General features: G+C 59.4%; 18 protein-coding genes and 3 pseudogenes. 11 read left to right on the top strand and 10 right to left on the bottom strand.

Translation table 11 applies throughout. The features are described 5' to 3' along the window. Positions 1–13: 13 nt before the first annotated feature. From trbJ to RFM52_RS17990, 7 genes are all read right to left on the bottom strand, one after another. Positions 14–739 carry a P-type conjugative transfer protein TrbJ gene (gene trbJ, locus RFM52_RS18020; protein WP_320228080.1) on the bottom strand — a complete coding sequence of 242 codons (726 nt, stop codon included), beginning with the start codon at positions 737–739 and terminating at the stop codon, positions 14–16. Continuing rightward, positions 736–3186: a conjugal transfer protein TrbE gene (gene trbE, locus RFM52_RS18015; RefSeq protein WP_320293026.1), complete on the bottom strand. Its 2451-nt coding sequence runs from the start codon at positions 3184–3186 to the stop codon at positions 736–738. The genes trbJ and trbE overlap by 4 nt, the downstream gene beginning before the upstream one ends. Beyond that, positions 3180–3452, bottom strand: a complete 273-nt coding sequence (locus RFM52_RS18010) for a VirB3 family type IV secretion system protein (protein WP_320293025.1) — start codon at positions 3450–3452, stop codon at positions 3180–3182. Before RFM52_RS18010 ends, trbE begins: the two co-directional genes overlap by 7 nt. Then, on the bottom strand, positions 3449–3760 hold the full coding sequence (locus tag RFM52_RS18005; protein WP_320223734.1) for a TrbC/VirB2 family type IV secretion system protein: 312 nt from the start codon (positions 3758–3760) through the stop codon (positions 3449–3451). The genes RFM52_RS18010 and RFM52_RS18005 overlap by 4 nt, the downstream gene beginning before the upstream one ends. 11 nt (positions 3761–3771) lie before the next feature. Continuing rightward, positions 3772–4740 (bottom strand): P-type conjugative transfer ATPase TrbB, encoded by a 969-nt coding sequence (gene trbB / locus RFM52_RS18000; RefSeq protein WP_320293024.1) that lies wholly within the window; start codon positions 4738–4740, stop codon positions 3772–3774. Next, on the bottom strand, positions 4737–5150 hold the full coding sequence (locus tag RFM52_RS17995; RefSeq protein WP_320293023.1) for a CopG family transcriptional regulator: 414 nt from the start codon (positions 5148–5150) through the stop codon (positions 4737–4739). Before RFM52_RS17995 ends, trbB begins: the two co-directional genes overlap by 4 nt. Before the next feature lie 117 nt (positions 5151–5267). After that, positions 5268–7298, bottom strand: a complete 2031-nt coding sequence (locus RFM52_RS17990) for a conjugal transfer protein TraG (protein WP_320293022.1) — start codon at positions 7296–7298, stop codon at positions 5268–5270. Between the two features lie 261 nt (positions 7299–7559). Between RFM52_RS17990 and RFM52_RS17985 the strand changes: the two genes are divergently transcribed. Beyond that, positions 7560–7814 (top strand): NAD(P)H-binding protein, encoded by a 255-nt coding sequence (locus RFM52_RS17985; protein WP_320228075.1) that lies wholly within the window; start codon positions 7560–7562, stop codon positions 7812–7814. Positions 7815–8115: 301 nt separating this feature from the next. Here RFM52_RS17985 and RFM52_RS17980 read toward each other — a convergent pair whose 3' ends face one another. Continuing rightward, a complete protein-coding gene (locus RFM52_RS17980) occupies positions 8116–9837 on the bottom strand; it encodes an outer membrane protein (protein WP_320293021.1) in 1722 nt (573 codons plus the stop codon). Positions 9838–10827: 990 nt separating this feature from the next. Here RFM52_RS17980 and RFM52_RS17975 point away from each other — a divergent pair. The 6 genes and pseudogenes from RFM52_RS17975 to RFM52_RS17950 all read left to right on the top strand — a co-directional run. Further along, positions 10828–11088: pseudogene (locus RFM52_RS17975) on the top strand (IS6 family transposase); the annotation flags it as partial. Beyond that, positions 11082–11228: a hypothetical protein gene (locus tag RFM52_RS17970; RefSeq protein WP_320293782.1), complete on the top strand. Its 147-nt coding sequence runs from the start codon at positions 11082–11084 to the stop codon at positions 11226–11228. The pseudogene RFM52_RS17975 and the gene RFM52_RS17970, both read left to right, overlap by 7 nt. 195 nt (positions 11229–11423) lie before the next feature. Further along, the gene (locus RFM52_RS17965) at positions 11424–11648 is read left to right on the top strand and encodes a hypothetical protein (RefSeq protein ID WP_320293020.1); all 225 of its coding nucleotides are present in this window, start codon (positions 11424–11426) and stop codon (positions 11646–11648) included. Positions 11649–11797: 149 nt separating this feature from the next. Further along, a complete protein-coding gene (locus tag RFM52_RS17960) occupies positions 11798–12019 on the top strand; it encodes a hypothetical protein (protein WP_320251623.1) in 222 nt (73 codons plus the stop codon). 2372 nt (positions 12020–14391) lie between these two features. Further along, entirely contained in the window at positions 14392–14892 is a 501-nt protein-coding gene (locus RFM52_RS17955; protein ID WP_320293019.1) for a hypothetical protein, read from the top strand. Between the two features lie 33 nt (positions 14893–14925). Next, positions 14926–15291: an excalibur calcium-binding domain-containing protein gene (locus tag RFM52_RS17950; RefSeq protein ID WP_320222751.1), complete on the top strand. Its 366-nt coding sequence runs from the start codon at positions 14926–14928 to the stop codon at positions 15289–15291. A 453-nt stretch (positions 15292–15744) separates the two neighbouring features. Here RFM52_RS17950 and RFM52_RS17945 read toward each other — a convergent pair. Next, a pseudogene (locus RFM52_RS17945) lies at positions 15745–16223 on the bottom strand (ISKra4 family transposase); the annotation flags it as partial. 291 nt (positions 16224–16514) lie between these two features. On the opposite strand from RFM52_RS17945, the gene RFM52_RS17940 reads away from it, so the two are divergent. The 4 genes from RFM52_RS17940 to RFM52_RS17925 all read left to right on the top strand — a co-directional run bounded on the left by RFM52_RS17940 (position 16515) and on the right by RFM52_RS17925 (position 21437). Then, positions 16515–17546 (top strand): LacI family DNA-binding transcriptional regulator, encoded by a 1032-nt coding sequence (locus RFM52_RS17940; RefSeq protein WP_320293018.1) that lies wholly within the window; start codon positions 16515–16517, stop codon positions 17544–17546. A 154-nt stretch (positions 17547–17700) separates the two neighbouring features. Then, complete coding sequence (locus RFM52_RS17935) at positions 17701–18534, top strand: TIM barrel protein (protein WP_320293017.1); 834 nt, start codon at positions 17701–17703, stop codon at positions 18532–18534. Between the two features lie 137 nt (positions 18535–18671). Beyond that, positions 18672–19556, top strand: coding sequence for a formyltetrahydrofolate deformylase (gene purU / locus RFM52_RS17930; protein WP_320293016.1), 885 nt, complete (start codon positions 18672–18674; stop codon positions 19554–19556). Between the two features lie 1149 nt (positions 19557–20705). Next, complete coding sequence (locus RFM52_RS17925; RefSeq protein ID WP_320293015.1) at positions 20706–21437, top strand: antitoxin Xre/MbcA/ParS-like domain-containing protein; 732 nt, start codon at positions 20706–20708, stop codon at positions 21435–21437. A gap of 392 nt (positions 21438–21829) precedes the next feature. Here RFM52_RS17925 and tnpA read toward each other — a convergent pair. Then, positions 21830–22140, bottom strand: a pseudogene (gene tnpA / locus RFM52_RS17920) (IS200/IS605 family transposase); the annotation flags it as partial. Between the last annotated feature and the right edge of the window lie 38 nt (positions 22141–22178).

Raw genomic sequence — 22178 nt, 5'->3', positions numbered from 1 at the left:
GAAGAGCTGTTGATCAGTTGCCGGGATAGGCCGTGCCGGTGCCCAGGAAGCGCTTCGTCGTCTGACGGGCGGCCTCCTCGGACTGCGCCTTGCGCGCGGCATCCTCGGCCTCGGCTCGGAACTGCGTGGCAAGCAGCGTCTGGATCTGCATTTGCTGCTTGGTCGACAGCGCAATCAGTTGGTTGGTGGCCTGGCTAGCCTGAAGCGCACCGGCCGCGCCTTGGCTGCGATTGACGAGATCGGCAAGAAGATCGCCGTCGCTGCGGACATTCTCGACGATCTGCGACTGGACGCCCATGGTCTGGCGGAACGCCTGCATGGCGCTCTGCCAGCGTTCACGCGCGGCGCTCGCCACGTCGCTGACCTTGATCGTGGCGTCATAGCTTTCGGGATATTGCTGTCGCCACTGGTCCTGAAGCTTGTCGAGATCGAAGCTCAGGCCGCTCGCCTGGTCCATCAAACCGTCGATCCGTTGGAGCGAACCGGTAAGTTGGCCAACGGAAGAGAAATCCAGGCTCTGGAGGTTGCGCGCCATGTTCTGCAGCATGGTCGCCTGGTTCTGAAGCGACTGGATCTGGTTGTTGATCTGCTCCAGCGAACGCGCCGCTGTCAGCACGTTCTGCGCATAGTTCGAAGGATCGAACACGATGAGTGCATAGGCTGGCCGGACATAGTCAGCCAACGGTTTGGCGATCAGGGAAAGAGTGATCAGGCCGGAGAGAAAACGGCGCCGCATCATGACGATTGCTCCTTGTCTGGTTGAGGGAATTTCCGGAGAAGCTCGGCGGCCCAGTCGAGGCCGCGTGCATTGAGGAAGTTGGAGGCAAAGCCGTCCTGCCCGTGCTCGGACAGCACGCTATCGATTAGGGTCTGGCTGGCAGGATCGGAGGCACCGCAAAGCGCAAGCGCGATCGGGCCGAGGCCGAGCTCGAAGAGTCGGTTCCCACGGCGCGATTGCAGATAGTACTGCCGCTTCGGTGTGGCGCGAGCGACCAGCTCGATCTGCCGCTCGTTCAGACCGAAGCGTTCGTAGGCTGCCTTAGCCTGCGGTTCCACGGCACGATCGTTGGGGAGAAAAATGCGCTGCGGGCAACTCTCAATGATTGCCGGCGCGATCGCAGAGCTGGCGATATCGGCAAGCGACTGCGTGGCGAAGATGACCGACACGTTCTTCTTGCGCAGCACCTTCAGCCATTCGCGGATGCGGGCGGCAAAGAGCGGATTGTCGAGATAGACCCAAGCTTCGTCGAGCATGAGCAGTGTCGGCCGTCCGTCGAACCGCTCTTCCAAACGATGGAAAAGATAAGTGAGCACCGGCAACACAGCGCCTTGGCTGTGCATCAGCTCCTCGGTCTCGAAACACTGCACATTGGACAAGGCCAGCCGATCATGATCGGCATCAAGCAGCCGGCCGAAGGAACCGTCGAGCGTGTAGGGCATCAAAGCGGACTTCAGGGCGTTGGACTGAAGCAGGACCGACAGGCCGGTCAGCGTGCGCTCCTCAACCGGCGCGGTGGCAAGACTGGTGAGCGCCGACCAGACCGCCTCTTTCACCTCTGGCGTGACGGTGACGTTCTCATGGGCAATGAGGCCGGCGATCCATTCGGCCGCCCAACTGCGGGCAGCCTGGTCGCCGATTTCGCGCAGCGGCTGGAACGCAAGCGCGCCGTCCGCACCGAGCGCGTGGTGCTCTCCTCCCATTGCAAGTGTTGTCGCGCGCGCCGAATTGCCCTTGTCGAAGACATAGACCCGCGCGCCGGCGTAGCGTCGGAACTGGAGCGCAATCAGGGCAAGCAGAACCGACTTGCCCGCTCCAGTCGGACCAACGATCAGCATGTGGCCGACATCGTCGACATGGGTGGAAAGCCGGAACGGTGTCGACCCGCTCGTCTCGGCGTAGAGAAGCGGCGGAGCCTCTGCTTCTGTGACCTTTGTGAGATGCTCGTTTGCCGTCGGGCCGGCCCAAACAGATGACAGCGGCATCAGATGGGCCAGGTTCAGCGTGTGAACGAGCGGCTGGCGAACATTCGCATAAACATGGCCTGGCAATGAGCCGAGCCAGGCCTCGACCGCGTTGACGCTTTCACGGATCGTGGTGAAGCCGAGTCCATTAATGATGCGCTCAACCGCGCGAAGTTTTTCCGCGGCAGCTTGCCGGTCCTCGTCCAATACCGTCACGGTCGTAGTCAGATAGCCGAAGCCGACATGATCGCCGCCTAATGCCTGAAGTGCTTCGTCGGCATCGAGCGCCTTGTTGTCGGCATCGCTGTCAACGAGCGGGACGGGTTCGTTGGTGACGACCTCGCGCAAGATCGCGACGATCGATTTGCGCTTTGCAAACCATTGCCGCCGCAACCGGATCAGCGTTTTGGTGCTTTCCGTTTTGTCGAGCGGAATGAAGCGCGTCATCCAGCGATAGGCAAAATCTTGGTGGTTGAGCGCGTCGAGGATTCCCGGCCGGGTGAGGTTCGGGAAGCCGAGGATGGTGAGCGTGCGCAGATGCTGGTCGCCCAGCATAGGCTCCAATCCGCCGGTGAGCGGCCCATCGACCAGAATGCCGTCGAGATAGATCGGCGTTTCCGGCACCGCGACACCATGGCGGCGGGTGGAGATGGTGCCGTGCAGGTAGGTCAACATCTCGGCATCGTCGAGAACGCGCACTTCGGGCATGAAGCCCGACAGGAGATCCAGAACGCGGTTGGTCTCATCTCGAAACCGCGCCAGCTCCTGGCGCCAATCCCTTTCGCTCTGCGAACGATGGGAATCGACGAGCGCGCTTTCCGCCCGAGCGTGGCTGTCCGGCGGCGGCATGAACACCACGGTCAGGTGATACCGGCTTTCGAAATGCGCGACCTTGCCCTCAAAAGCGGCGCGGCGTTCTTCGTCGACCAGCCATGAGGCCGCGTCGGGGAAATGCGAGGCTGGATAGCCAAGCGCTTCGACGCGCTCGGCCTCGAAGAACAGTGCCCAGCCTGAACCGAGCCTTCTCAGGGCATTGTTCGCCCGGGCGCAAATGCCGATGAGTTCGGCTTCCGTCGCGCTTTCGAGATCGGGACCGCGGAACCGCAACGTCCGTTGAAAGCTGCCGTCCTTATTCAGCACGATGCCCGGCGCCACCAATGCAGCCCAGGGCAGATGGTCGGCGAGCCGGTCGGCTTTGCCGCGATATTCCGACAGGTTCAGCATGCAAGCCACCCCCTCAGACGAAGGTGGCGGACAAGCACACCGGCGAAGTCCGGATCGCGGCGGGCCGCGAAGACCGCGAGCGTGTGACCAGCAAGCCAGAGCACCAGTCCAGCAATCCACTGCTGCAAGCCAAGGCCTATCGCCGCGGCGACCGTGCCGTTGAGGATTGCCACCGCTCGTGGCGCACCGCCCAGCAGGATCGGCTCCGTCAATGCCCGGTGGACCGGCACCTCGAAGCCCTCAATATGTTGCTCTCCAGTGCTCATCCGACGACTGCCCCGCCGCCGAAGGAGAAGAAGGAGAGGAAGAAGCTCGACGCAGCGAAGGCGATCGACAGGCCGAAGACGATCTGGATTAGCCGCCGGAAACCGCCTGCCGTGTCGCCGAAGGCGAGGGTCAGACCGGTGGTGATGATGATGATCACCGCGACAATCTTGGCCACCGGTCCCTGCACCGATTCCAGTATCTGCTGCAGCGGCTGTTCCCACGGCATGCCAGAGCCGGCAGCGTATGCTGGAGCCGTAAGACAGAACGCGAGCGCGGCGGACGAAAGAAAGCGAAGCTTCTTGCGCATGAACTGGCCTTTCAGAACTGTTGGAGTTGGGGAAGCGTGAGTTGGGTGACGGCGTAGTCGCCACTGCCGTCGAGACCGGTGACCTCGGCGATCGCGTCGATGCGGCGCGAGGATCCACGCCCGGCGATGAAGACGATCAGATCTATCGCATCGACGATGAGGCGACGGGGAATGGTGACGACGGCTTCCTGAGCGAGTTGCTCGATGCGATAGAGGGCAGAGCGTGCCGAGTTGGCGTGGACGGTGGCGATGCCGCCGGGATGCCCGGTGTTCCAGGCCTTCAGCATGTCGAGCGCTTCCGAGCCTCTGACTTCGCCGACGATGATGCGATCGGGTCGAAGGCGTAGCGTCGAGCGAACGAGATCGGCGAGGGTGACCGAGCCGCGCCTTGTTCTCAAGGCAACGCAGTCCTTGGCCGCACATTGCAATTCGCGCGTATCCTCGATCAGGATTACCCGCTCGTCGCATTCGGCGACTTCGGCCAAGAGCGCATTGGCAAGGGTCGTCTTGCCCGATGACGTGCCGCCAGCGACCAGGATGTTGCGACGCTCGCGTACCGCCTTCGTCAGCACATCGGCCTGCACCTGCAGCATGATCCGGTCTGCGACATAGTTGGCTAACGTGTAGAGCTTTGCGGCCGGCTTGCGGATGGCAAAGCATGGCGCCAGCACCACCGGTGGCAGCAGGCCCTCAAAGCGCTCGCCCGACGGCAGTTCGGCGCTGACGATCGGATTGTCAGTATGCGCCTCGGCGCGCACATGGGAGGCGACCAGACGGATGATGCGCTCCGCTTCCGACGGGTGCATGGACACGCCAGTGTCGATCCGGCCTTCTCCGAGACGGTCGAGCCGCAGCGCACCATCAGGATTGACCATCACCTCGATGACCAACGGATCTGCCAGCGCCTCGGTGATCGCCGGGCCCATTGCGGTGCGCAACATCGCGCGCCGGCGATGGTCGGCTTCGGGATGAGAGCTCATCCTTCGCCTCCCCCGCTATTCCCCTTGCCGAGCGAGCGTTTCCCGGAAGCGATCTGCCGGCCGACCTGCTCGACGAATTTGTCGAAACGCTCCTGGGCAATCGCCTGCGTTGCCTTGTCGGGGACCGGCGTATGAGCATGGAGCGTGATCGAAAAGCGGATGAAGAGCGCCAGGCTCTCCAGGATCATCTCTGCATCGCGCCTGACATGACCAAGGTCGCGGGAAAGACGATCGAGCCTCACACCATAGCGCCGGTCGAGCTCATTCTCGCCCCGCCGCTCGATAAAGGCTTCGATCGCCTTTGCCACGACCGCGGATTTGGTGGTCGAGGGGTCGCGGCTGAGATTGTCCAGCTTCTCGCTCAATTCCGGTTCGAGCAGAAACTGGTGGCGAATGCGGTGCGGCTTCATGGCGGCTCGTTCCGATTTGCCGGCGGTACGCCGGCGGCGGGAACGAACATCGGCCAGAAGCCCGAAATCGCTTATGGTCGTTATCTACGCTGAGATACGCTTGGCTTTAGGTGGCGTTCAGAAGCCGGGCACGATGTCCGTGTCCTCGCCCCTGCCCTCGTTGATGCCGTAGGCCCGCGCCGCAGTGGAAATCCGGTCCAAGACACGCTTGTCAGCGGCCGTCTCGCTATCGTCGTCAGCGGGATCGAACATATCGCTCTGATCAGGCTCGTTGCCGACGACGGTTTGTTCTTCAGGCAGACCAGGATGGCGCTGCTGCTGAATACCACCCTCATCATCAATTGCAGCGCCGGCGCTCTCGTCGTCAGCAGCAAGACGGCAGTCGACGCTGCGCAAGTGTCCGGTCCAATCGTCCGGCCGCGACGCAGGGCAATCGGCATAGGGACCTTCACTCAGTGCCGGGGAAGGCAGCAGCCGTTCAGTGAAATTCTGATCCTCGTAGTAGCGTAGCTTCTTCGCACGAATTGGCGGCAACCCGGAAACCAGTACCAGTTCGTCAGAAGGCGGCAGCTGCATTACTTCACCCGGAGTCAACAGCGGTCGCGCCGTCTCCTGGCGGCTCACCATGACGTGCGAAAGCCAGGGCGCGAGCCGATGGCCGGCATAGTTGCGCATGGATCTGAGTTCCGTCGCTGTGCCGAGCGCATCCGAGATGCGTTTGGCCGTGCGCTCGTCGTTGGAGGAAAAAGCAATTCGCACGTGGCAGTTGTCGAGGATGGCGTTGTTCTCGCCGTAGGCCTTTGAGATCTGATTCAAGGATTGCGCGATCAGATAGGCGCGAATGCCGTAACCGGCCATGAAGGCCAGCGCCGTCTCGAAAAAGTCGAGGCGGCCGAGCGCCGGGAATTCGTCCAGCATCATGAGCAGTTGGTGCTTCCGACTCTTCTTCGGATCATCATCCAGGTGCTCGGTCAGCCGCCGGCCGATCTGATTGAGCACCAGTCGCACCAGCGGCTTGGTACGCGAAATGTCCGATGGAGGAACGACGAGATAGAGCGACATTGGCCGTTCGGCATCTATGAGGTCGGCAATGCGCCAGTCGCAGGCCGATGTTACCGCGGCCACAGTCGGATCGCGATAGAGGCCGAGAAAAGACATGGCGGTCGAAAACACGCCTGAACGCTCGTTCTCTGACTTGTTCAGCACCTCGCGCGCCGCCGACGCAACGACCGGATGGACCTGGGGTCTTTCCGCGTTGCCAAGGTGGTTCGTCGTCATCATCCGCTGCAGAGTTGCTGCAAACGAGCGTTGCGGGTCCGACAGGAAAGTGGCGACGCGGGCAAGCGTCTTTTCTTCTTCGGCGTAGAGCACATGCAGGATGGCGCCGACTAGCAGCGAATGACTCGTCTTCTCCCAATGATTGCGCCGTTCGAGCGCGCCTTCCGGATCGACCAAGATGTCGGCAATGTTCTGGGCGTCTCGGACCTCATTCGGGCCCCTGCGCACTTCCAGCAGCGGATTATAGCGCGCCGACCGTGGATCGGTCGGATTGAACAAAAGGCAGTATGAGAACTTCGATCGCCAACCTGAGGTGAGTTGCCAATTCTCGCCCTTGATGTCGTGAATGACGGCCGAGCCGGTCCAGGAAAGAAGCGTTGGGACAACCAATCCGACTCCCTTGCCTGAACGTGTCGGAGCAAAGGCCATCACATGCTCCGGCCCATCATGGCGAAGATACCGATCCTTCAATTTGCCAAGGAAAACTCCGACCGATCGAAACAACCCAGCCTGCTCGATCTCCTGTTTGATGGCCCACCGCGAGGAACCATAGGTCGTGACCAATCCGCGCTGTCGTGCGCGCCAAAGCGAGCCCGCGATTGCTGCCGCGCAGCCAATGAAGCCACTGGCACCGGCAAGCGCACCGGCCTTGTCGAAGACCTCAGGTGCATAGGCGTCGAAATGGAACCACCATTCGAAAAGTTTCCACGGCCTGTAGATCGGCCAGCCCGCCGCGACAAGCCATGGCGCGCCTAGTTGCGGTTGATAGCTCAGCATGTGGGCGCACCATTGCGTTGCCGTCCATACGCCAGCAATGACGATCGCGAACACGACGGCGATCTGCCCGATTAACAGCTTCGTGGGCGTCATTGGCTAGGCTCGCTGGACAACGCAACATAGCATCGCGCGGCCAGGCCCAGTTACGAATGCGCCTCACGTACGATTGGATGCGATGACTCGCTATGTATTGCCGTCAACCGTCATCGGCCGGTCGTTCCAGTGTTGAGTCATGAATGGACACCGCAACGTGATCTCGGTCATGGACGAACTGAATGTCCTGCGGCTTAGTCAGGTTCGACCGCGAGCTACCGCGATGCAGAAGATGGCTTCGACTTGAAGTCGGAGGCTTTGGTGACGCTCTTCAAGGTGATCGCACGGAGTTCCTACGAAGACATCAAGGCCACCGGCGAATTGATTGCAGGCTCCGACCTCGACTGGACTTTGGTGCGCATTCCGTTCCTCAAGGACGGTCCCGCCGATGGCGGCTTAGCGGTTGGTTCCTACGGCATGAAACTGTCCAGAGGACATCTGGCAAAGTTTCTGTTCGATCAAGTCCCGAGCAGAGCGTTTGTGCGGGCCGCTCCTGGCATTGCCGACCATTTGTAACCCGACATGACACTAACTCGAAAGCAGGAGCGTCCCCACGGACCAATATGATACATCGGCGGCGCCGGTGACCTGGAGGTGCGGCGAAGGCGCGTCGCACCTGCCATCGTGCAGGATTGACCAATGTGAAACGACCGATAGGTCGCCAACTGTCGTCGTTGGCACTCGGCCTGAGGTTTTGCCTCCCATGCGACCCCTCTTCAAGTTTGGGGAGAAGCCTTCCCCAGCTGCAACACCGCGCAATCGGGTGCTCTTTGCGGCAACAGCGGTTTAAACAGACTTCAAGCCATAAATATACGTTTCAGTCAAACCTGTAGGAGACCCCTATGAACGTGCCCCACCGCTCCATGCTGTACTTAGCAAGAGCAGGCTGCTTAACAATCTTGCCGACGTCATCGCATATGCAGTTATAGGTAACATTGCTGTTGTTCTTCGTCCACATTGCCCAGTACCGGGCACCAATGCCGATGCTGAAATTCTTGTTGAAGAAGTAGGATAGTGCTCCTTCCACCTGAACGCCCCCGCCACCTTGCCCCCGCTGATCGTAGAAAGTTGGTCTATGCCGAAGAAGGTGGTCGTCACGACCACGGAAGTCCGTCCACGGCAGGTAAGCAACATCGGCGCTCACACGCCAGCGCTCAAGCAGCATAGTCTCGGCGTAAAGGCCGATGCGCGGCGCATTCCAATCGGATTCTTGGCGGCCAATGATCAGAGGCTGCATTGGCACCTGGCATGAAGCGAAAGGCGAAGCGATCTGCGCGCATCCGGTCGAATCCGACTTCTGGCCGTAATAGGTCCATCCGACGAATGCACCCAGTTTGTAGGTGCTACCGCGCAGAAAGTTGAAGCCCGCATCAGCCGTATAGTACGCGAACTTTCCATTTGCTTGGCCGTGTAAGGTGTTGCTGTAGGCGAGTTTGTTAATGCTCGAATCTTCGTCGTTCATCCGTCCTTTGTCGAAGCGTCCGGCGCCAATGTTGCCCTTCAAGAATATCCCCCAGGGGCTATCAAGGCGTCCGAAAAATTCGCCCGAAATGCCGTCCAACCCCCTGTACGTCAGCCTTGAGCTGGGGATGCTCTCATCCCCAAGTGTTGGTGGCGCAAGGATGTAATCCCACTGAAATATCCCCCGGCTGAGCCAGGCCCGTGAGCCACCCTCGAAGGACCAATCGCCTGTATATACAATAGGCTGGGCTTCTGTCGCCCCGTCCGAGAGTAGTGTATCATTCCGTCCCATAGATCGCGGGGAGACGCCAAAATGGTAATTCAGGCCGACCTTTCCCACGTGATAGCTACTAGATAAATTGCTGCTGCTGGTGGAGACGAATCCAAGAGGTGGGTACTGCACGGTCGAAGGAGTCGTTAAACGCGTCCCGCTAAAACCCATATAGTCGTACTCGAATTTGACAGACCAATCAGGCGAGAGCGCTTGCTCAACGCCAGCTCCGAGGCTCCAACCGAAGCGACCATAATCGAAATGTGTTGTGTGCCGTCCGAACCCAGGGAAGTCCTGCCTCGAAAATTCGTTGTTGTTGGCGATCTCGCCACGATTGTTTTGCCAAGCTACGCCTGCCTTGACGTAGGCCAGCATTTGGCCCTGCGGGCCAAACGTGTACCCGACACGTGCGGTCGCTGTGAAAAAGGAGTTCGGACCTGCGTGGCAGGTGTCTATTACAGCAGTGCCTGAGAAGGCAAAGCAGCTGTTTGTGCCGTCGGAGACAGCGTAGCTCGCGTCGAGTTCGGCGCCGAATACCAACCTATCTCTTTGCCAATTGTAGCCGAGCTGGCCTCCGGCCAGGAACACCGGAGTGCTGACGACGTCTCCATAAATCGATGGGCCATAAGGATCACTAAAGGACGTGCCGCCATAGCCTCCGCCGCCGTGGACGCCAATATATCCTCCGGTCCAGTCCCAGACCGCCGGTCCCGGCTCGACCATCCTGTTGAGATTGGCCGAATTGGCTGTACCGCATGCGGCGAACGCAACTATTGCCCCGCCCCAAATTAGAACTCCAGATCGCATTTCACCTCACTAAACAAACGACGCATGACGCGATCCGCAACGAAGCTCCCAAGGCTGGCGGTCGTGGCGCCGCTCCAACAACCGCTGGGCAAAACCCGTGCCAGCCTGAGCCACTCGCCTTGCCAGCGCTTTTCGATGGCGATGTCATCTAGGCGACAAATTGGATCGCGTTCCGTAGGCCGAGAAGACGTGCCCGCTTTGGCCATGAACGCGGCTGCGTATTCGGCCTAATCGGCCCGAAGCTGCGATTTTGGCCATGTGGCGGCGATCCGGTACCGCGCCAAATGACGCGACGCCCCAAAAAAGACCGCGGATGTCGACCCATCAGGATCTGATCCGTTGGTCTATCCAGGATAGTCCGGCGCATCGCCACCAGGCTTGCCCAGCGTCGCATAAAGCACGCCGATGTAATTGCGTGGGCGCCAACCGCCTCCGAAATCAACGCAAACGCATTCGACTGTACAAAATCGACCATATTGCTCACCGTTTTCGATTGAGGAGGGTGGCGCATTGCCTCTCTGCCAGGTCATTTAGACCGTGCCGGTCGTACGGATGACCGTGGTGGTTTCTGCGATCTTCTTCTGCATGGTGCATTCCTTTTCCGTATGAGTACCTGAACTGGTTTGGCGGATGCCACTCCAGTCATGTTGCCGTACGCCAGGCTTCCTGGTGTCAGCACGCTGCAAGGAGGAACAGCAACTTTCGTGCCACATATGTAAAGGTGTTCGAAGAAACTCGGAAGTTCCATAGGGTCCAGTCGCTTATCGATAAAAGGCTCTCGCGCACGAGCCTCAACCCACAGGGCGCACAATTGTCATGTGTGGGACAATTGTTAGGTTTGTCCTGCCGCTGAACTGTCATCCAGGCGATTAGAGCCTTGGTAATTTCTGCTGCTTCAGCATGGTGATCTGAAGGTCCTGTAAAGTTAACTGACGGCTGATGAAGAATGTGCGTACATGGACGATGTCAGAAAGTTGCTCATGATCCGCTTATCGTCGCCACCGCTTTCCCGCCCGAGTTCATTGCGCACGCAGTATGGCTCTACTTTCGCCTTCCGCTCAGCCTGCGCATGGTTGAGGACATGGTGTCGGCCCGCGGTATCATCGTCACGCATCACACCATTCGAAGCTGGGCGGAGAAATTCGGACGGCATTTCGCCCGGAGATCAAGCGACGGTCGGCCAGCTGCCTGGGCGACAAATGGCATCTCGACGAACGTGTGGTGGCCATCAATGGCAAGAAGCAGTGGCTCATCTCAGATCGGAGGAAGTTTTCCGGCTGTTCGGCGAAATGGCCAACGTCGGTCAGGTGATCTATCTCACCCATGAGCAGCACCTATGCGACATCGCCAAGGCGATCATTCCCAACGTTGCGATCCACGGGCTCGGGTAATTCAAACGGCATTGTGTCGTGCCTCATCTCGGCCGCTGGGTACCCCCGTCGCCACTGCCTGAAGCGAACCTCGACAGGGCTGACTGTTCAAGGTGGCGCGCAGAGACGGAACGCGTGACATTGGATGCGACACGCCCGGGTCGCCGTTTCTAGGCTGGCCGCCTGCCACCCAACAGCGGAGGACGCTATCGCGCGTTGCCCAGGGGCACGTCGACCGAGGCGGACAACCCGCATGTGGTGATCCTCGACCACGCCTATTTCGACAATCTCTCGCCTGTCGTCGTGCAGCAGCTGGCGCTCGGCGGCCTGCCATCTAGCCACGGTGCTCAACGAGACGGTCGCGGCCGAGAAGTAGCCCGGCGGATTGACGCGCTTCCTCGACCAACGCCGAGCGCAGCCGGCATGTGCCAGTTCTACTGAGATTGCGCCGATAGCCGATGCTATGATTTGAAGGTTTTGCTGAACCAACTTCGCGTTTCGTCCCGACAAGGAAGTCGCCGGCACTGAATCGAGTACTTTTCGATGGTGCCCGGCGCAACTGGTGATCAGGATTCCCGGCTCACTTACGGATGAACCAGAAAACGCAATTGAAGGAAACGGCCGGAGCGGCTCGTCAACGGCAACGAGTCCGCCGCGCAACTGTCATCGCCAAATCTGGCGAAGATTGCCACCTCGCTTTGCGCGACACGCGCGAGCGCGTCGAGGTCGGTGTCGGAAATTTCGATGAGCTTGCCGATGCCGACGGATTCGGCGGTGCTCGCCTCATCTTTCGCGTCGCGTACGGTCGATGAGCCGGACCGTCGTCGGGCACCAGTGCCTGGGCCAGGGCCCTTGTCTCGTTGACTGAGGTCTGCAGCTTGGCCGCAATCTTGTCCGCCGCACTAGCAGCTGTCTCACCGTCCACGAATTCGAGGACCGTGCCTTGATGTTGGCGACGTCGACGCCGGCAGCGTCCGCGGCCACGGCATCAACAACCTTCGTCGCCTCCGCGCTCATGGCCGTCGCGACGGCGTCCGGTCCGCGCATGAGCGCCAGCGCTACCTCCGCTCAGGCCGGCGCGCGCGTAATCGCAGCCCTCAGCAGGTTCTGCACGAGCATCAGGCGTACCGTTTTAGCACTCGATACCGGAGAGTGCTACCGATATGAATTTCTTAGAGCTAATTGCGCGCAGTAAGAACCAGACAAAAAGGACTGGTCCAGTTTTCTGAAGGACCGTAGCCGTTCGTCAGTTCTTGGACAGCTAACCAGAGTAGCGTCTGGGGCCCATGCATACGTGATGCATGCACCTTAGGAGACTATGATGGACCCGAGCAACTTCAATCTATTTGGATTCGATCCGAATGCGTACTTCGCCTTGGCGGCGCAGCAGCAGGCGGGGCAGGCGGAACAACCTGAGGAGGCTGCGCAAGGCCACTTTGAGCAGCACCTCGAAGGGGCGGCCCAGCCGAACGTTCCGGATCATGGGAGGAGGTATAGGGCCGCCCCTGGAGACGAGGACCTCATCCAGAGCGCGGGTAATATGGAGTTGCAGAGATCTGGGCGTGCGGCCGTAGATCAGTTCCGTTCAGGCCTTCGGAAACTATCTGAAAGGCTTCACGACGTTTATGGGTTGTCTCTGTCTGGCCTCAGCTGCGAGTCGCTAAAGAGCTATGCTCGCACACTGTGCGCGGGTGAAAGCCAAGTCGTGAAGGGGCTGAACATGCTTAAGCGGTACCGCGGGACTTCCGGGGAGGGTTCGTCGCAGGCGGGCACTGGGAGGCGGTATCAGTTCGCTCCTGGAGACGATGACCTCATCCAGAGGGCGGGTGATTTCGCTCGGGCTGGTAACACTATAGCGGGTCATACCGTGGTCGAATATGGTTCCGGGCTCCGGAAGCTATCTGACAGGCTTCACAGCGTTTACGGCTTGTCTCTCTGTGGAGTCAGCGGCGAGGCGCTCAAGAATTATGCCCAGGAACTTTGTGGGGGTGACAAGCGGGTCGCGGCAGGGCTGCGCATGATTGAGAACTACCGTCAGACTCTTGGGGAGGGTACGTCGGGGGCTGCGGAGGGTAGCGCTAGACAGCCAGAGCACGAGTCGTCCCCGCCGCGGGTGTCGAGTTACAATCAAGACCAGCTTTGGGACTCGTATGATGCGGCGGAGGGAGGGTGGCGCGGCGCCTCTCCACCGCCCAGTCACAATTCGGCGGAGGTTTGGGCGGGCGTCGATCAATGGAACCAGGCGCCGCCCCAGAATTGGGGGGCCAACTCGTCGAGTTTTTGGCAGGGTGCGCCTTCGCCGGCGCCCAGCGTCAATCAGCCAGAGCACGAGTCGCCCCCGTCGCGGGTGTCGAGTTACAATCAAGACCACCTTTGGGACTCGTATGATGCGACGGAGGCAGGGTGGCGCGGCGCCTCTCCACCGCCCAGTCACAATTCGGCGGAGGTTTGGGCGGGCGTCGATCAATGGAACCAGGCGCCGCCCCAGAATTGGGGGGCCAACTCGTCGAGTTTTTGGCAGGGTGCGCCTTCACCGGCGCCCAGCGTCAATCAGCCAGGCCCATCGTGGGAGCAAGGCGCCGCAGCGTCGATCTTTGGGGCACCATACATGCCTTACGCGCCGCCTCCAGTGCCAGAGCTAAACATCTACGTCTCGGGCTGGCAACACGGCAATCAACGGGCGTCAATGGACCTGATGCGCGGAATGCACTACAAGGAAGTGTTGCCGAGCTCGTCTCGGCCGCAGACGAATTTCACCATTGACGGCGTGCCCTATACGGCGACATTGGGGCCGTCAGGTAGACAAAACGACATTCGGGTCTCCCGAAACTGAACAAGTGATTGTCTACATTTTTGTCAAAGCTATTTAAAGGTGAGACAAAGTAGCCAACTTATAAATGCAACATCATCATATTCCTTATTACTTCGTTCGCAAGTTACAATATTTGCAAAGTATGAAGACGCAAGCCGCCGACCGGGTGGAGCTGGTCAGGGTTGCCTGGCCCGGTCGGCGGCGGATGGCTCCAGCTGCAAGATAAACTTTAGCTTTGACATCCCGATCACTCCGCCGCTTCAGCTACAGCAAGCTTCCGAAACCCACGGGCATTTACCAGAATAGATTTGCTATCTTGCGCTAATATTTGCTTTGAGAGATGCTGGCCTCAGCCGTGGGAGGGCTGGGGGTATGAAAATAAAGGTGTTGCCGGCACTTTGTGCCGCTGCCGCGCTATGCGGCTGTCAAACTAGCAATCAAACAGACTATGTTCAGATCGGGTATGGGCCGAGTTTCGATGTCGCCCATGCACAATGCGAACTTCAGAAAAGGTCAGTAGACCAAGGCTATATTGCGATTGGGTCGCCGGGGTTTGTTGCCGGTGCCGGGATTGGCAATGCTATCGGCAATGCGATCGCTGAAGATGATTTCATGCGGAATTGTCTCATCATCAGCGGCTGGAAGCGTGCGCCGCATGGACAAGCCGGCGCGGCAGCAGCATCGGTCGCTATCGGTGCATCACCTACGCCCTATGGGATTGCACGCGCGCCTGGCAGCTGGATCAACACCGCGTTGTTGGACTGGAAGGATGCGAACAACAAATGCGTTGCTGGTGACAAGGCGGCTTGCGCCACGCGAGCGAAACTTGGCGCGAAGTTGAAATCAGCCGGCATCAATCCCTCCCCGGTGTAAGGCGGGAACGACGTTATGCGAAGGAAGATCTCGATGTGCGTCCTCATCGTGGCATTGAGTGTTAGCGGCTGTGCGGCCGACTATCTCAACAACTACGACACGATGACGTTGGCGGCAGGTGACTCCGCTCGCCAGAACCAACTTCTCCAGACGGTCGACCCGTTCAACCCCAACAGCAACAACACGAAGATCGAGGGCGACGGGCAGCGGATGACGGCTGTCGTTCAAAGGTACCGCGGAACGCCGCAGCCGGCATCTGCCTTACGAAACAACGGCGCCGATCTGGACTGCGCCGGTGGTAGGGGCAACAACCCCGTCGTCCAGGGACCTGTTTCGGTCGGCCCGTCCGATCCCAACCACCTGGACCGTGATCATGATGGCGTGGGTTGCGAGAGGTAGGGGAGCAAAATGAGATTCGGAATCCGCAGACCAAGCATCAAACGCAGCATTGCGGCCAGAACATCCGTTAAACGGATGGTGAAGCACAGTTTCGGCCTGAAAGCCCCACGCGGTATGGGATGGGTCACCGACCCTAAGCGAGCCACTTACAATCGGGTCTATGACCGCACCACCGTCAGCTTCTGGAGCCTGCTCAAAAGGTTGTTTGGCGGCAGATGAAGCAGTTCGGCGCCAAGCGCTCTCGCGCCAGCCGTTGGGCAAGCGTGCCGCTCCGCCTTGTGCTGGTAACTGTGGCGGCGGCTTCCGCCCTGGTGACGCAGTTTGTTATGCATAACACCGGCTCGCTGCCAGAGATCAATTTGCAAAACCTGATCAAGCCGAAGCCAGTCGCGATTGGTGGGGTCCGCTGCCCCGCGTTGTTCAAGTTGGGGAGCATGAGGATTTGTGGGGCGGTCATGCGGCGCGGGCCGTTTCTCTGTTCTCGCGATTGTCGTTGGCCATGCCGGGATACCATTGCCGGAAGGTCGAGCGGAGGGAACCGTCAAGGGTGTGCGTGCGGGTTTGCAGCAGAAGATGCGCGCCGACCCTGCTCCACTGCATCTGCTGTTTCTTTGCGAAGCGCTTGGAGATGACGGCGTTAACGGTGGCCTCGACGAAGGCCGAGGAGATGCGCTCACCGGACCGATAGCGTTCGCCGTAATTGATCAGGCTCGCACTGTTGGAGGCAATGTAGGCCTGGAAGTCGCCGATGGCGGTCAGGAACTTGCGCATGTTCGGATAGCCTGTTTCCAGACCTTCCGCGTGAATCGAAGGTCGGCAATTTCGTCACGGGCACGATAGACGTTACCATGCCAAAGATGCCACTTGATCCTGCCGAGGCCTTCAAGCAGATTCTGCCCGGCCTGCTCGTCGTAGATCTCGACACCCTTCGAGATCTATCCACCGTGGCGGCCGTGCTTGCCGCGGCACCGGGTGTTGGACGGTTGTGAGATGAAAGCTCTTTCAATCAAATGACGGGCGGGGTATGAGGGGAATGAAATCAAGGGTTCGCATGGGAGGGTTTTGAGCCGCAGCGTTCCGAAAGATCGGTCCTTGGCCAGCATTGACAATGCCCGCCTAAAAGGCTGATGGCGCCTCTTGCCTTGATCAACCGTAAAATGTGTAATCTTTCAAAGCCTCTCATCCGTAGTTGATCTACCTTTCATTCAATCTCATTGTGGGCCATGGGTAGGCGACCAACGATCACGGATCTCGCCGAGCGTGCAGGTGTTTCGGTCGCGACCATCGATCGCGTGCTGAACGGCCGGCAGCCGGTGCGCGAGGAGACCGCTCGCAAGGTCTACGAGGCGGCGCGAGAGATCGGCTATCACGCCGCGGATCTCATTCGGCAGCGCATCGAGCGCGACCTTCGACCGATCCGGTTCGGCTTCCTGCTCCTGAAGGAGGACCAAGCGTTCTATCGCGCTTTCGCGGCGCAGTTGACCAGGGCGGTGGAAGAAACGCCGGGCATACGCGGCATCGTGCATATCGAGTTCGTCAGGTCCCAGACCCCGTCCGACTTCGTTAAGGCGCTGGAGACGTTGGCGACGCGCGCGGAGGTGATCGGCATGGCCAGCCTCGATCATCACCTGGTGACGCGCACGGTAGAGTCATTGAAGGCATCCGGAAAGGCCGTGTTTTCGCTGCTGTCTGATTTCGCGCAGGGCGTTCGCGACACCTATGTTGGAGTTAACAACATGAAGGCCGGCCGCACCGCCGGCTGGCTCATCTCGCGGTCGGCGCTGCGGGTCGGCAAGGTGGCGGTCTTTGTCGGCAGCCATCGTTGGCACGGCCACGAACTGCGCGAGACAGGCTTTCGCAGCTACTTCCGCGAACATGCGCCGCAGTTCAATGTGCTCGATACGCTAGTGAACCTTGATACAAAGGAAGTCACCCATGAGGCGACGGTTACCCTGATTGACCGCTATCCCGATCTCGCGGGCTTCTATGTCGCCGGCGGTGGGTTCGAAGGCGCAATTGCAGCGCTACGCGAACTGGATCTCGTGCGGCCGCCAAGCGTCGTTGTCAACGAACTCGTGCCGGAAACAATCGACGCCTTGAGGGAGCATCTGATCGTCGGCGTCATCGCCACGCCGCTCGAGCGGCTCTGCCGGGCGTTGATCGACTTGATGGTGAAGACTTTACAGGCCGGGCCGCTAGAAACGAGTGGACAACTGTTCCTCCCATTCACGCTGCACGTCCCAGAAAGCGTGTGATGCAGCGCTGTATGAAAGAATGAGAGAATAGTGGCACGAATTTGCCGAAATCCCTCTTCGCTGATGGGATTTCGTTTCTGGCTGTTGACCACAGCAATGAGCTACCTCAGTGAAGGTTAAAATCGGTCAATCCGCGACCGGATGAGGAGTTTATATGACCGCTCAACCGAAGTTCGCTATGAACCATATGGCAGCGCCGAGGCTCGATTGCCGCGCCTTCCTCGATCTTGCAGCTTCACTCGGGTGCCTTGGGGTCGAACTGCGCAATGATCTGGCGGACAAACAGCTGACGGACGCTGCGTTCTTCGACGGCGAAGCCCCAGCGGCAATCGGCAACTACGCGCGCTCCAAAGGCCTGCGGCTTCTCGGGCTTTCGGAAGTCTATGGGTTCAATGCTTGGTCGGACGCCATGCGGGCGAAGGTCCAGCTGCTCATCGAGCAAGCCAAGGAGGCCGGCGCAGAGTCGATTAGCCTAATTCCGCGCAACGATGCGCCGCAATACAGCGATGGTGGCCGCGACGAGGCGCTGCGTCGCTCGCTGGGCGAGATCCTGCCGATGCTGGACGCAGCCGACCTCGTGGCGCTTGTCGAGCCCTTAGGCTTCGTCACCTCATCGCTGCGGTGCAAGGCCGATGCCATCGCGGCAATCGAGGCAGTCGGCGGCAGCGGGCGCTGTAAGCTCGTGCACGATACCTTTCACCATTATCTTGCAGGCGAGAGCGAGTTCTTTCCTGAGCATACGGGCATCGTCCACATCTCCGGTGTCATCGATCCGAGCCTCAGCCCCGAGGAGATGCAAGATAGCCATCGAATCCTCGTCGACGAGCGCGACCGGCTCGGCAATATCGATCAGATCCGTAGTTTAATTGACGGAGGTTATTCTGGCGCTTTCTCCTACGAGCCGTTCTCCCGCGACATTCACCGGCTAAGCAGTGCTGAGGAGGCTTTCAGGCTAAGCATGGATTTTATTCGCTCTACTCTCTCTTGAGTATTGCGCGGTGATAATTGCTCACTCGCGGACCCGCGAGCTTCAGTCTTTTTGCAAAGTATCCACCTGGCTACTCGCCAATACCCTGTTAGCGTTTCGCGGCACCTTGCCGGCGTGAGACTACTGAGGAGGAAACGATGTTCAGCTTTGCACTTCGGGTGAAATGCCGCTCCACCAGGGGGATCGTCGCTGCGATTTCAGGATTTCTTGCCGATCAGGCTTGCAACATCACTGACAGCGCGCAGTTTGACGATGCCGACACTGGCAATTTCTTCATGAGGGTGAGTTTCCGTTCCGAAGGCGGGCGTGAACTCGAAGAACTGCGCGCAGATTTCGATCCCATCGCATCGCGCTTTGGGATGGAAGCAGAGTTTTTTGACGAGGCCACGAAGCGAAAAGTCATCATCATGGTCTCGCGCTTCGGCCACTGCCTCAATGATCTCCTGTACCGTTGCCGCATCGGCGCTCTTCCGATCGATATCGTGGCAGTGATCTCTAATCACATGGATTATCAAAAGGTCGTGGTGAATCACGACATTCCGTTTCACTGCATCAAGGTGACGAAAGATAACAAATCCGAAGCGGAAGCACAGCAAATGCGCATCGTGGATGACACTGAAGCGGAGCTGATCGTGCTTGCCCGTTACATGCAGGTTCTCTCTGATGAAATGTGTCAAAAGATGTCTGGGCGGATCATAAACATCCACCACTCGTTTCTACCTTCGTTCAAAGGCGCCAATCCGTACAAGCAGGCTTACGAACGCGGCGTGAAATTAATCGGCGCCACATCGCATTACGTGACCGCAGATCTCGATGAAGGGCCGATCATCGAGCAGGACATCATCCGTGTGACACATGCGCAGTCGAATGATGACTACGTCAGCCTCGGCCGCGACGTTGAGGCACAAGCACTGGCTCGGGCGATACACGCGCACATCCACGGACGAGTATTCCTCAACGGCAGCAAGACGGTCGTGTTTCCACCGTCGCCAGGTTCATATGCTTCAGAGCGAATGGGATGAACGCTCGCAGGATGGTCAAAAGATCAGTTACGGACCACCCGTGGACAAACAGTCGACGAAGACGTCATCCGGCGAGGTTCGGGCGATCTGATATGCCGACCGGCTGCGTGGGTGTCACATTGAGCCGAAGAGCCCGCATGTGCTCTGGCAGGCCTACTTGAGACAGACTGCCAACTCACCACTTATTATTTCCGCGGCGATCTCGAGACAGCGGCCAAGGTAGAGGGCATCCCGTTCGATTGAGGGGATGCATCCAGCAGCATGCGGGCGAAGGTTTCCGATCACTTCTGCTCATTCCAATCGCGCCAGTGGCTGGGATGAATGTCGAGGGGCGCCTCCGTGATGCGCTGTCCGATTGTCCGGTCGAAATGGGGGGCAGTTCAGCGATAAGCTTCACGATACGGGCTGTCTTCGTCCACCAAACATTCCCCCAAGCGGGGCTCATTAGCAAACGTTCATGACGCTTTCGTGAGACTGCCACGATGGAGGATGTGATGAGACTCAGATTGTTTGCCGCTAGCCAAACTTCTTCGCATAGAGTTTAAGGTCGATGGAATGCCGTATGGAGCGGCTGTCGCCCAGCTCCGCCCCGGGTTGTTCAACCAATGTGCACAGTAGTAGTTGAACCCCATTCCTGGGCGATGCGAGCCACAAAGACCACATCGTCAGCGTCAACCAACGCTTTCAAGTCGTCGCGGATTTTGCCCCGCTTGACCGCTGTAGCCATACGGATTCGACCCCTTTGCACCACGTATAGTTATGTTTGATGTACTTGTAGACTGGATCCTAATTGCGCCCGCATGTTTCAAATCATAGGTAACGAGAAAATGCCAGTGTCCGTGACGCGGCTCTCCCCATCGTGCCGACCGGCACGATGATTCCTACCGTCGCGCGGCTGTCACACATCGCACCTAAACGCAAATCGAGGCGTCCCGTGACTGACATTTCGGGACGCCTCAACAGTTCGTTGGGGGTGTCGAAATGCTAGACAGCAACTGGTCGGGTCGCTGTATCTTTTGCTGCTGCCATTTCCGCTCGTCGCTGTAGCCGTTCAACAATCGGCCGCAGCTAGGGAGGGCAGCGCAGGGCGCGCAAGACAGATACATGACCAGATTTCAAAATCCGACGGATGGGATCTCGCAGAAGGCCTTGGCAGGCCTTGTCGCGGAAGCCGTGCAACAGGCTCTGATCCAGCACGGCATCGTTCTTGATACACAGACCCTGGCTTCAGCCAGCGCTATTGCCGGCAGCGTCGCCGCCGCCGTGCCCTTCCTTCCACAAGCACAGCGGCTTTCGATCGGCTCTTTCAAGGGCGAATGCGCGGCGCTTGTCTCCGAGTTCTTCAGCTCAGTGGCGGACTTCGCGCACGGCGGCTTGGCAAGTGCCAACAGCGCAGATGAAAGCCTGATGCCGGCAACCGTAGCACCTTCATCGCTGCAGCCGGCCAACGATCTGCAGTCGGTGCTGATTGAGGATTGGGCGGGCGAGGTCGCCGGATCGACCTTTCTGGAAGAGCATTTCCACATACCGCGCTCGACGCTGCATCGCTGGCAAAGGCGCAATGAGGTCGTTGCCTTGCGCAAGGGCGGCCGCAAGCATGTCTTCCCGCTCGCCCAGTTCGTCGACGGCAGGCCGGCATCAGGGATCAGCGAAGTGCTATCGGCAATCGGCAATCCAAGGCTGGCGTGGTTCTGGCTGACTCGCCCCTCGCCCGAACTCGACGGCCGCATTCCGATCGAGGTGCTCAAGCAGGACATGGTGTGTGACGTCGTGTCGGCCGCCCGCAAATTTCCTCGGCTTGAGCCACCGGACTCATTTCATCGGCGGGGGCTTCCTGCGCACGCAGGGCAGGAGTTCAGCGTGATGTTCCTCGGCCCTTGAGCTTGGCAGTGGTGTGCAGCCGGCACGATCCAGGCAGCACTGACCTGCCTCTGGCGATATGGCGGCCGATTTGAGGCCTCGTGTCGGCGAACGGCAGCGCCAACGCCGCACCGGCCCGCGCCCGGACAGATGGCGCCAAAGAGATAGGAGCTCTCGTTGCACCGGTCAGTGGGCTGGCACGGGCTTGAACTTCGGGAAGCAACGCTCAGCGTGGGCGAATCACCACTCGCCAACCACGAACCGTGCAATCGGAAATCCTGTGCCAGCTACGATGCGTTGGGCATGATTTACTTCGTAAAACCGTGTGAATTCTCCACCTGCTAAAAGGGCGGTGGCTTCAGGTTACGGCTTAAAGCCGGATCGGTCCGCGCGTTGGCGGACAGGGCGCGAACTCACGTCACGTTGAAGTTGTCGTCAGGCTCCGGCGGCGTCTGGTTCTTGATATACTCAACCCAAATCTCGTCGGTAACGTTCCCGCTCGTCGCCGCCCATAGCCCCTCGCCCACAGGTGCTGGCCCCAGTAGCGCTTGCGCAATATCCCGAACTCGCTCAGCAGCTTGTGCGAACTGCGCCCCTTCAAGTATTGCACCGCGCGCGATACCGACAGGCTCGGCGGGATCGACACTAGCATATCCACGTGGTCTCGGTTGATCGACTCGGCATGCACCACCATTTCATGCGCTTGCGCCGTCTCGCGCAGCAGGCCGACGAACCAAATGCCTCTGCGCGGCACTCGATGTA

It is taken from the genome of Mesorhizobium humile (assembly GCF_033977215.1).
GTDB classification, from domain to species: Bacteria; Pseudomonadota; Alphaproteobacteria; order Rhizobiales; family Rhizobiaceae; genus Mesorhizobium; species Mesorhizobium humile.
This window is presented reverse-complemented; position numbering and strand designations above follow the sequence as displayed.

Bases quoted from the DNA above. Each gene is read 5' to 3' on its own strand.
- RFM52_RS17935 (WP_320293017.1), top strand. From the start codon at position 17,701: ATGACCGCTCAACCGAAGTTCGCTATGAACCATATGGCAGCGCCGAGG.
- purU (WP_320293016.1), top strand. From the start codon at position 18,672: ATGTTCAGCTTTGCACTTCGGGTGAAATGCCGCTCCACCAGGGGGATC.
- RFM52_RS18010 (WP_320293025.1), bottom strand. From the start codon at position 3,452: ATGAGCACTGGAGAGCAACATATTGAGGGCTTCGAGGTGCCGGTCCAC.
- RFM52_RS17960 (WP_320251623.1), top strand. From the start codon at position 11,798: ATGAACCAGAAAACGCAATTGAAGGAAACGGCCGGAGCGGCTCGTCAA.
- trbE (WP_320293026.1), bottom strand. From the start codon at position 3,186: ATGCTGAACCTGTCGGAATATCGCGGCAAAGCCGACCGGCTCGCCGAC.
- RFM52_RS17995 (WP_320293023.1), bottom strand. From the start codon at position 5,150: ATGAAGCCGCACCGCATTCGCCACCAGTTTCTGCTCGAACCGGAATTG.
- RFM52_RS18005 (WP_320223734.1), bottom strand. From the start codon at position 3,760: ATGCGCAAGAAGCTTCGCTTTCTTTCGTCCGCCGCGCTCGCGTTCTGT.
- RFM52_RS17940 (WP_320293018.1), top strand. From the start codon at position 16,515: ATGGGTAGGCGACCAACGATCACGGATCTCGCCGAGCGTGCAGGTGTT.
- trbJ (WP_320228080.1), bottom strand. From the start codon at position 739: ATGATGCGGCGCCGTTTTCTCTCCGGCCTGATCACTCTTTCCCTGATC.
- trbB (WP_320293024.1), bottom strand. From the start codon at position 4,740: ATGAGCTCTCATCCCGAAGCCGACCATCGCCGGCGCGCGATGTTGCGC.
- RFM52_RS17990 (WP_320293022.1), bottom strand. From the start codon at position 7,298: ATGACGCCCACGAAGCTGTTAATCGGGCAGATCGCCGTCGTGTTCGCG.
- RFM52_RS17955 (WP_320293019.1), top strand. From the start codon at position 14,392: ATGAAAATAAAGGTGTTGCCGGCACTTTGTGCCGCTGCCGCGCTATGC.
- RFM52_RS17980 (WP_320293021.1), bottom strand. From the start codon at position 9,837: ATGCGATCTGGAGTTCTAATTTGGGGCGGGGCAATAGTTGCGTTCGCC.
- RFM52_RS17950 (WP_320222751.1), top strand. From the start codon at position 14,926: ATGTGCGTCCTCATCGTGGCATTGAGTGTTAGCGGCTGTGCGGCCGAC.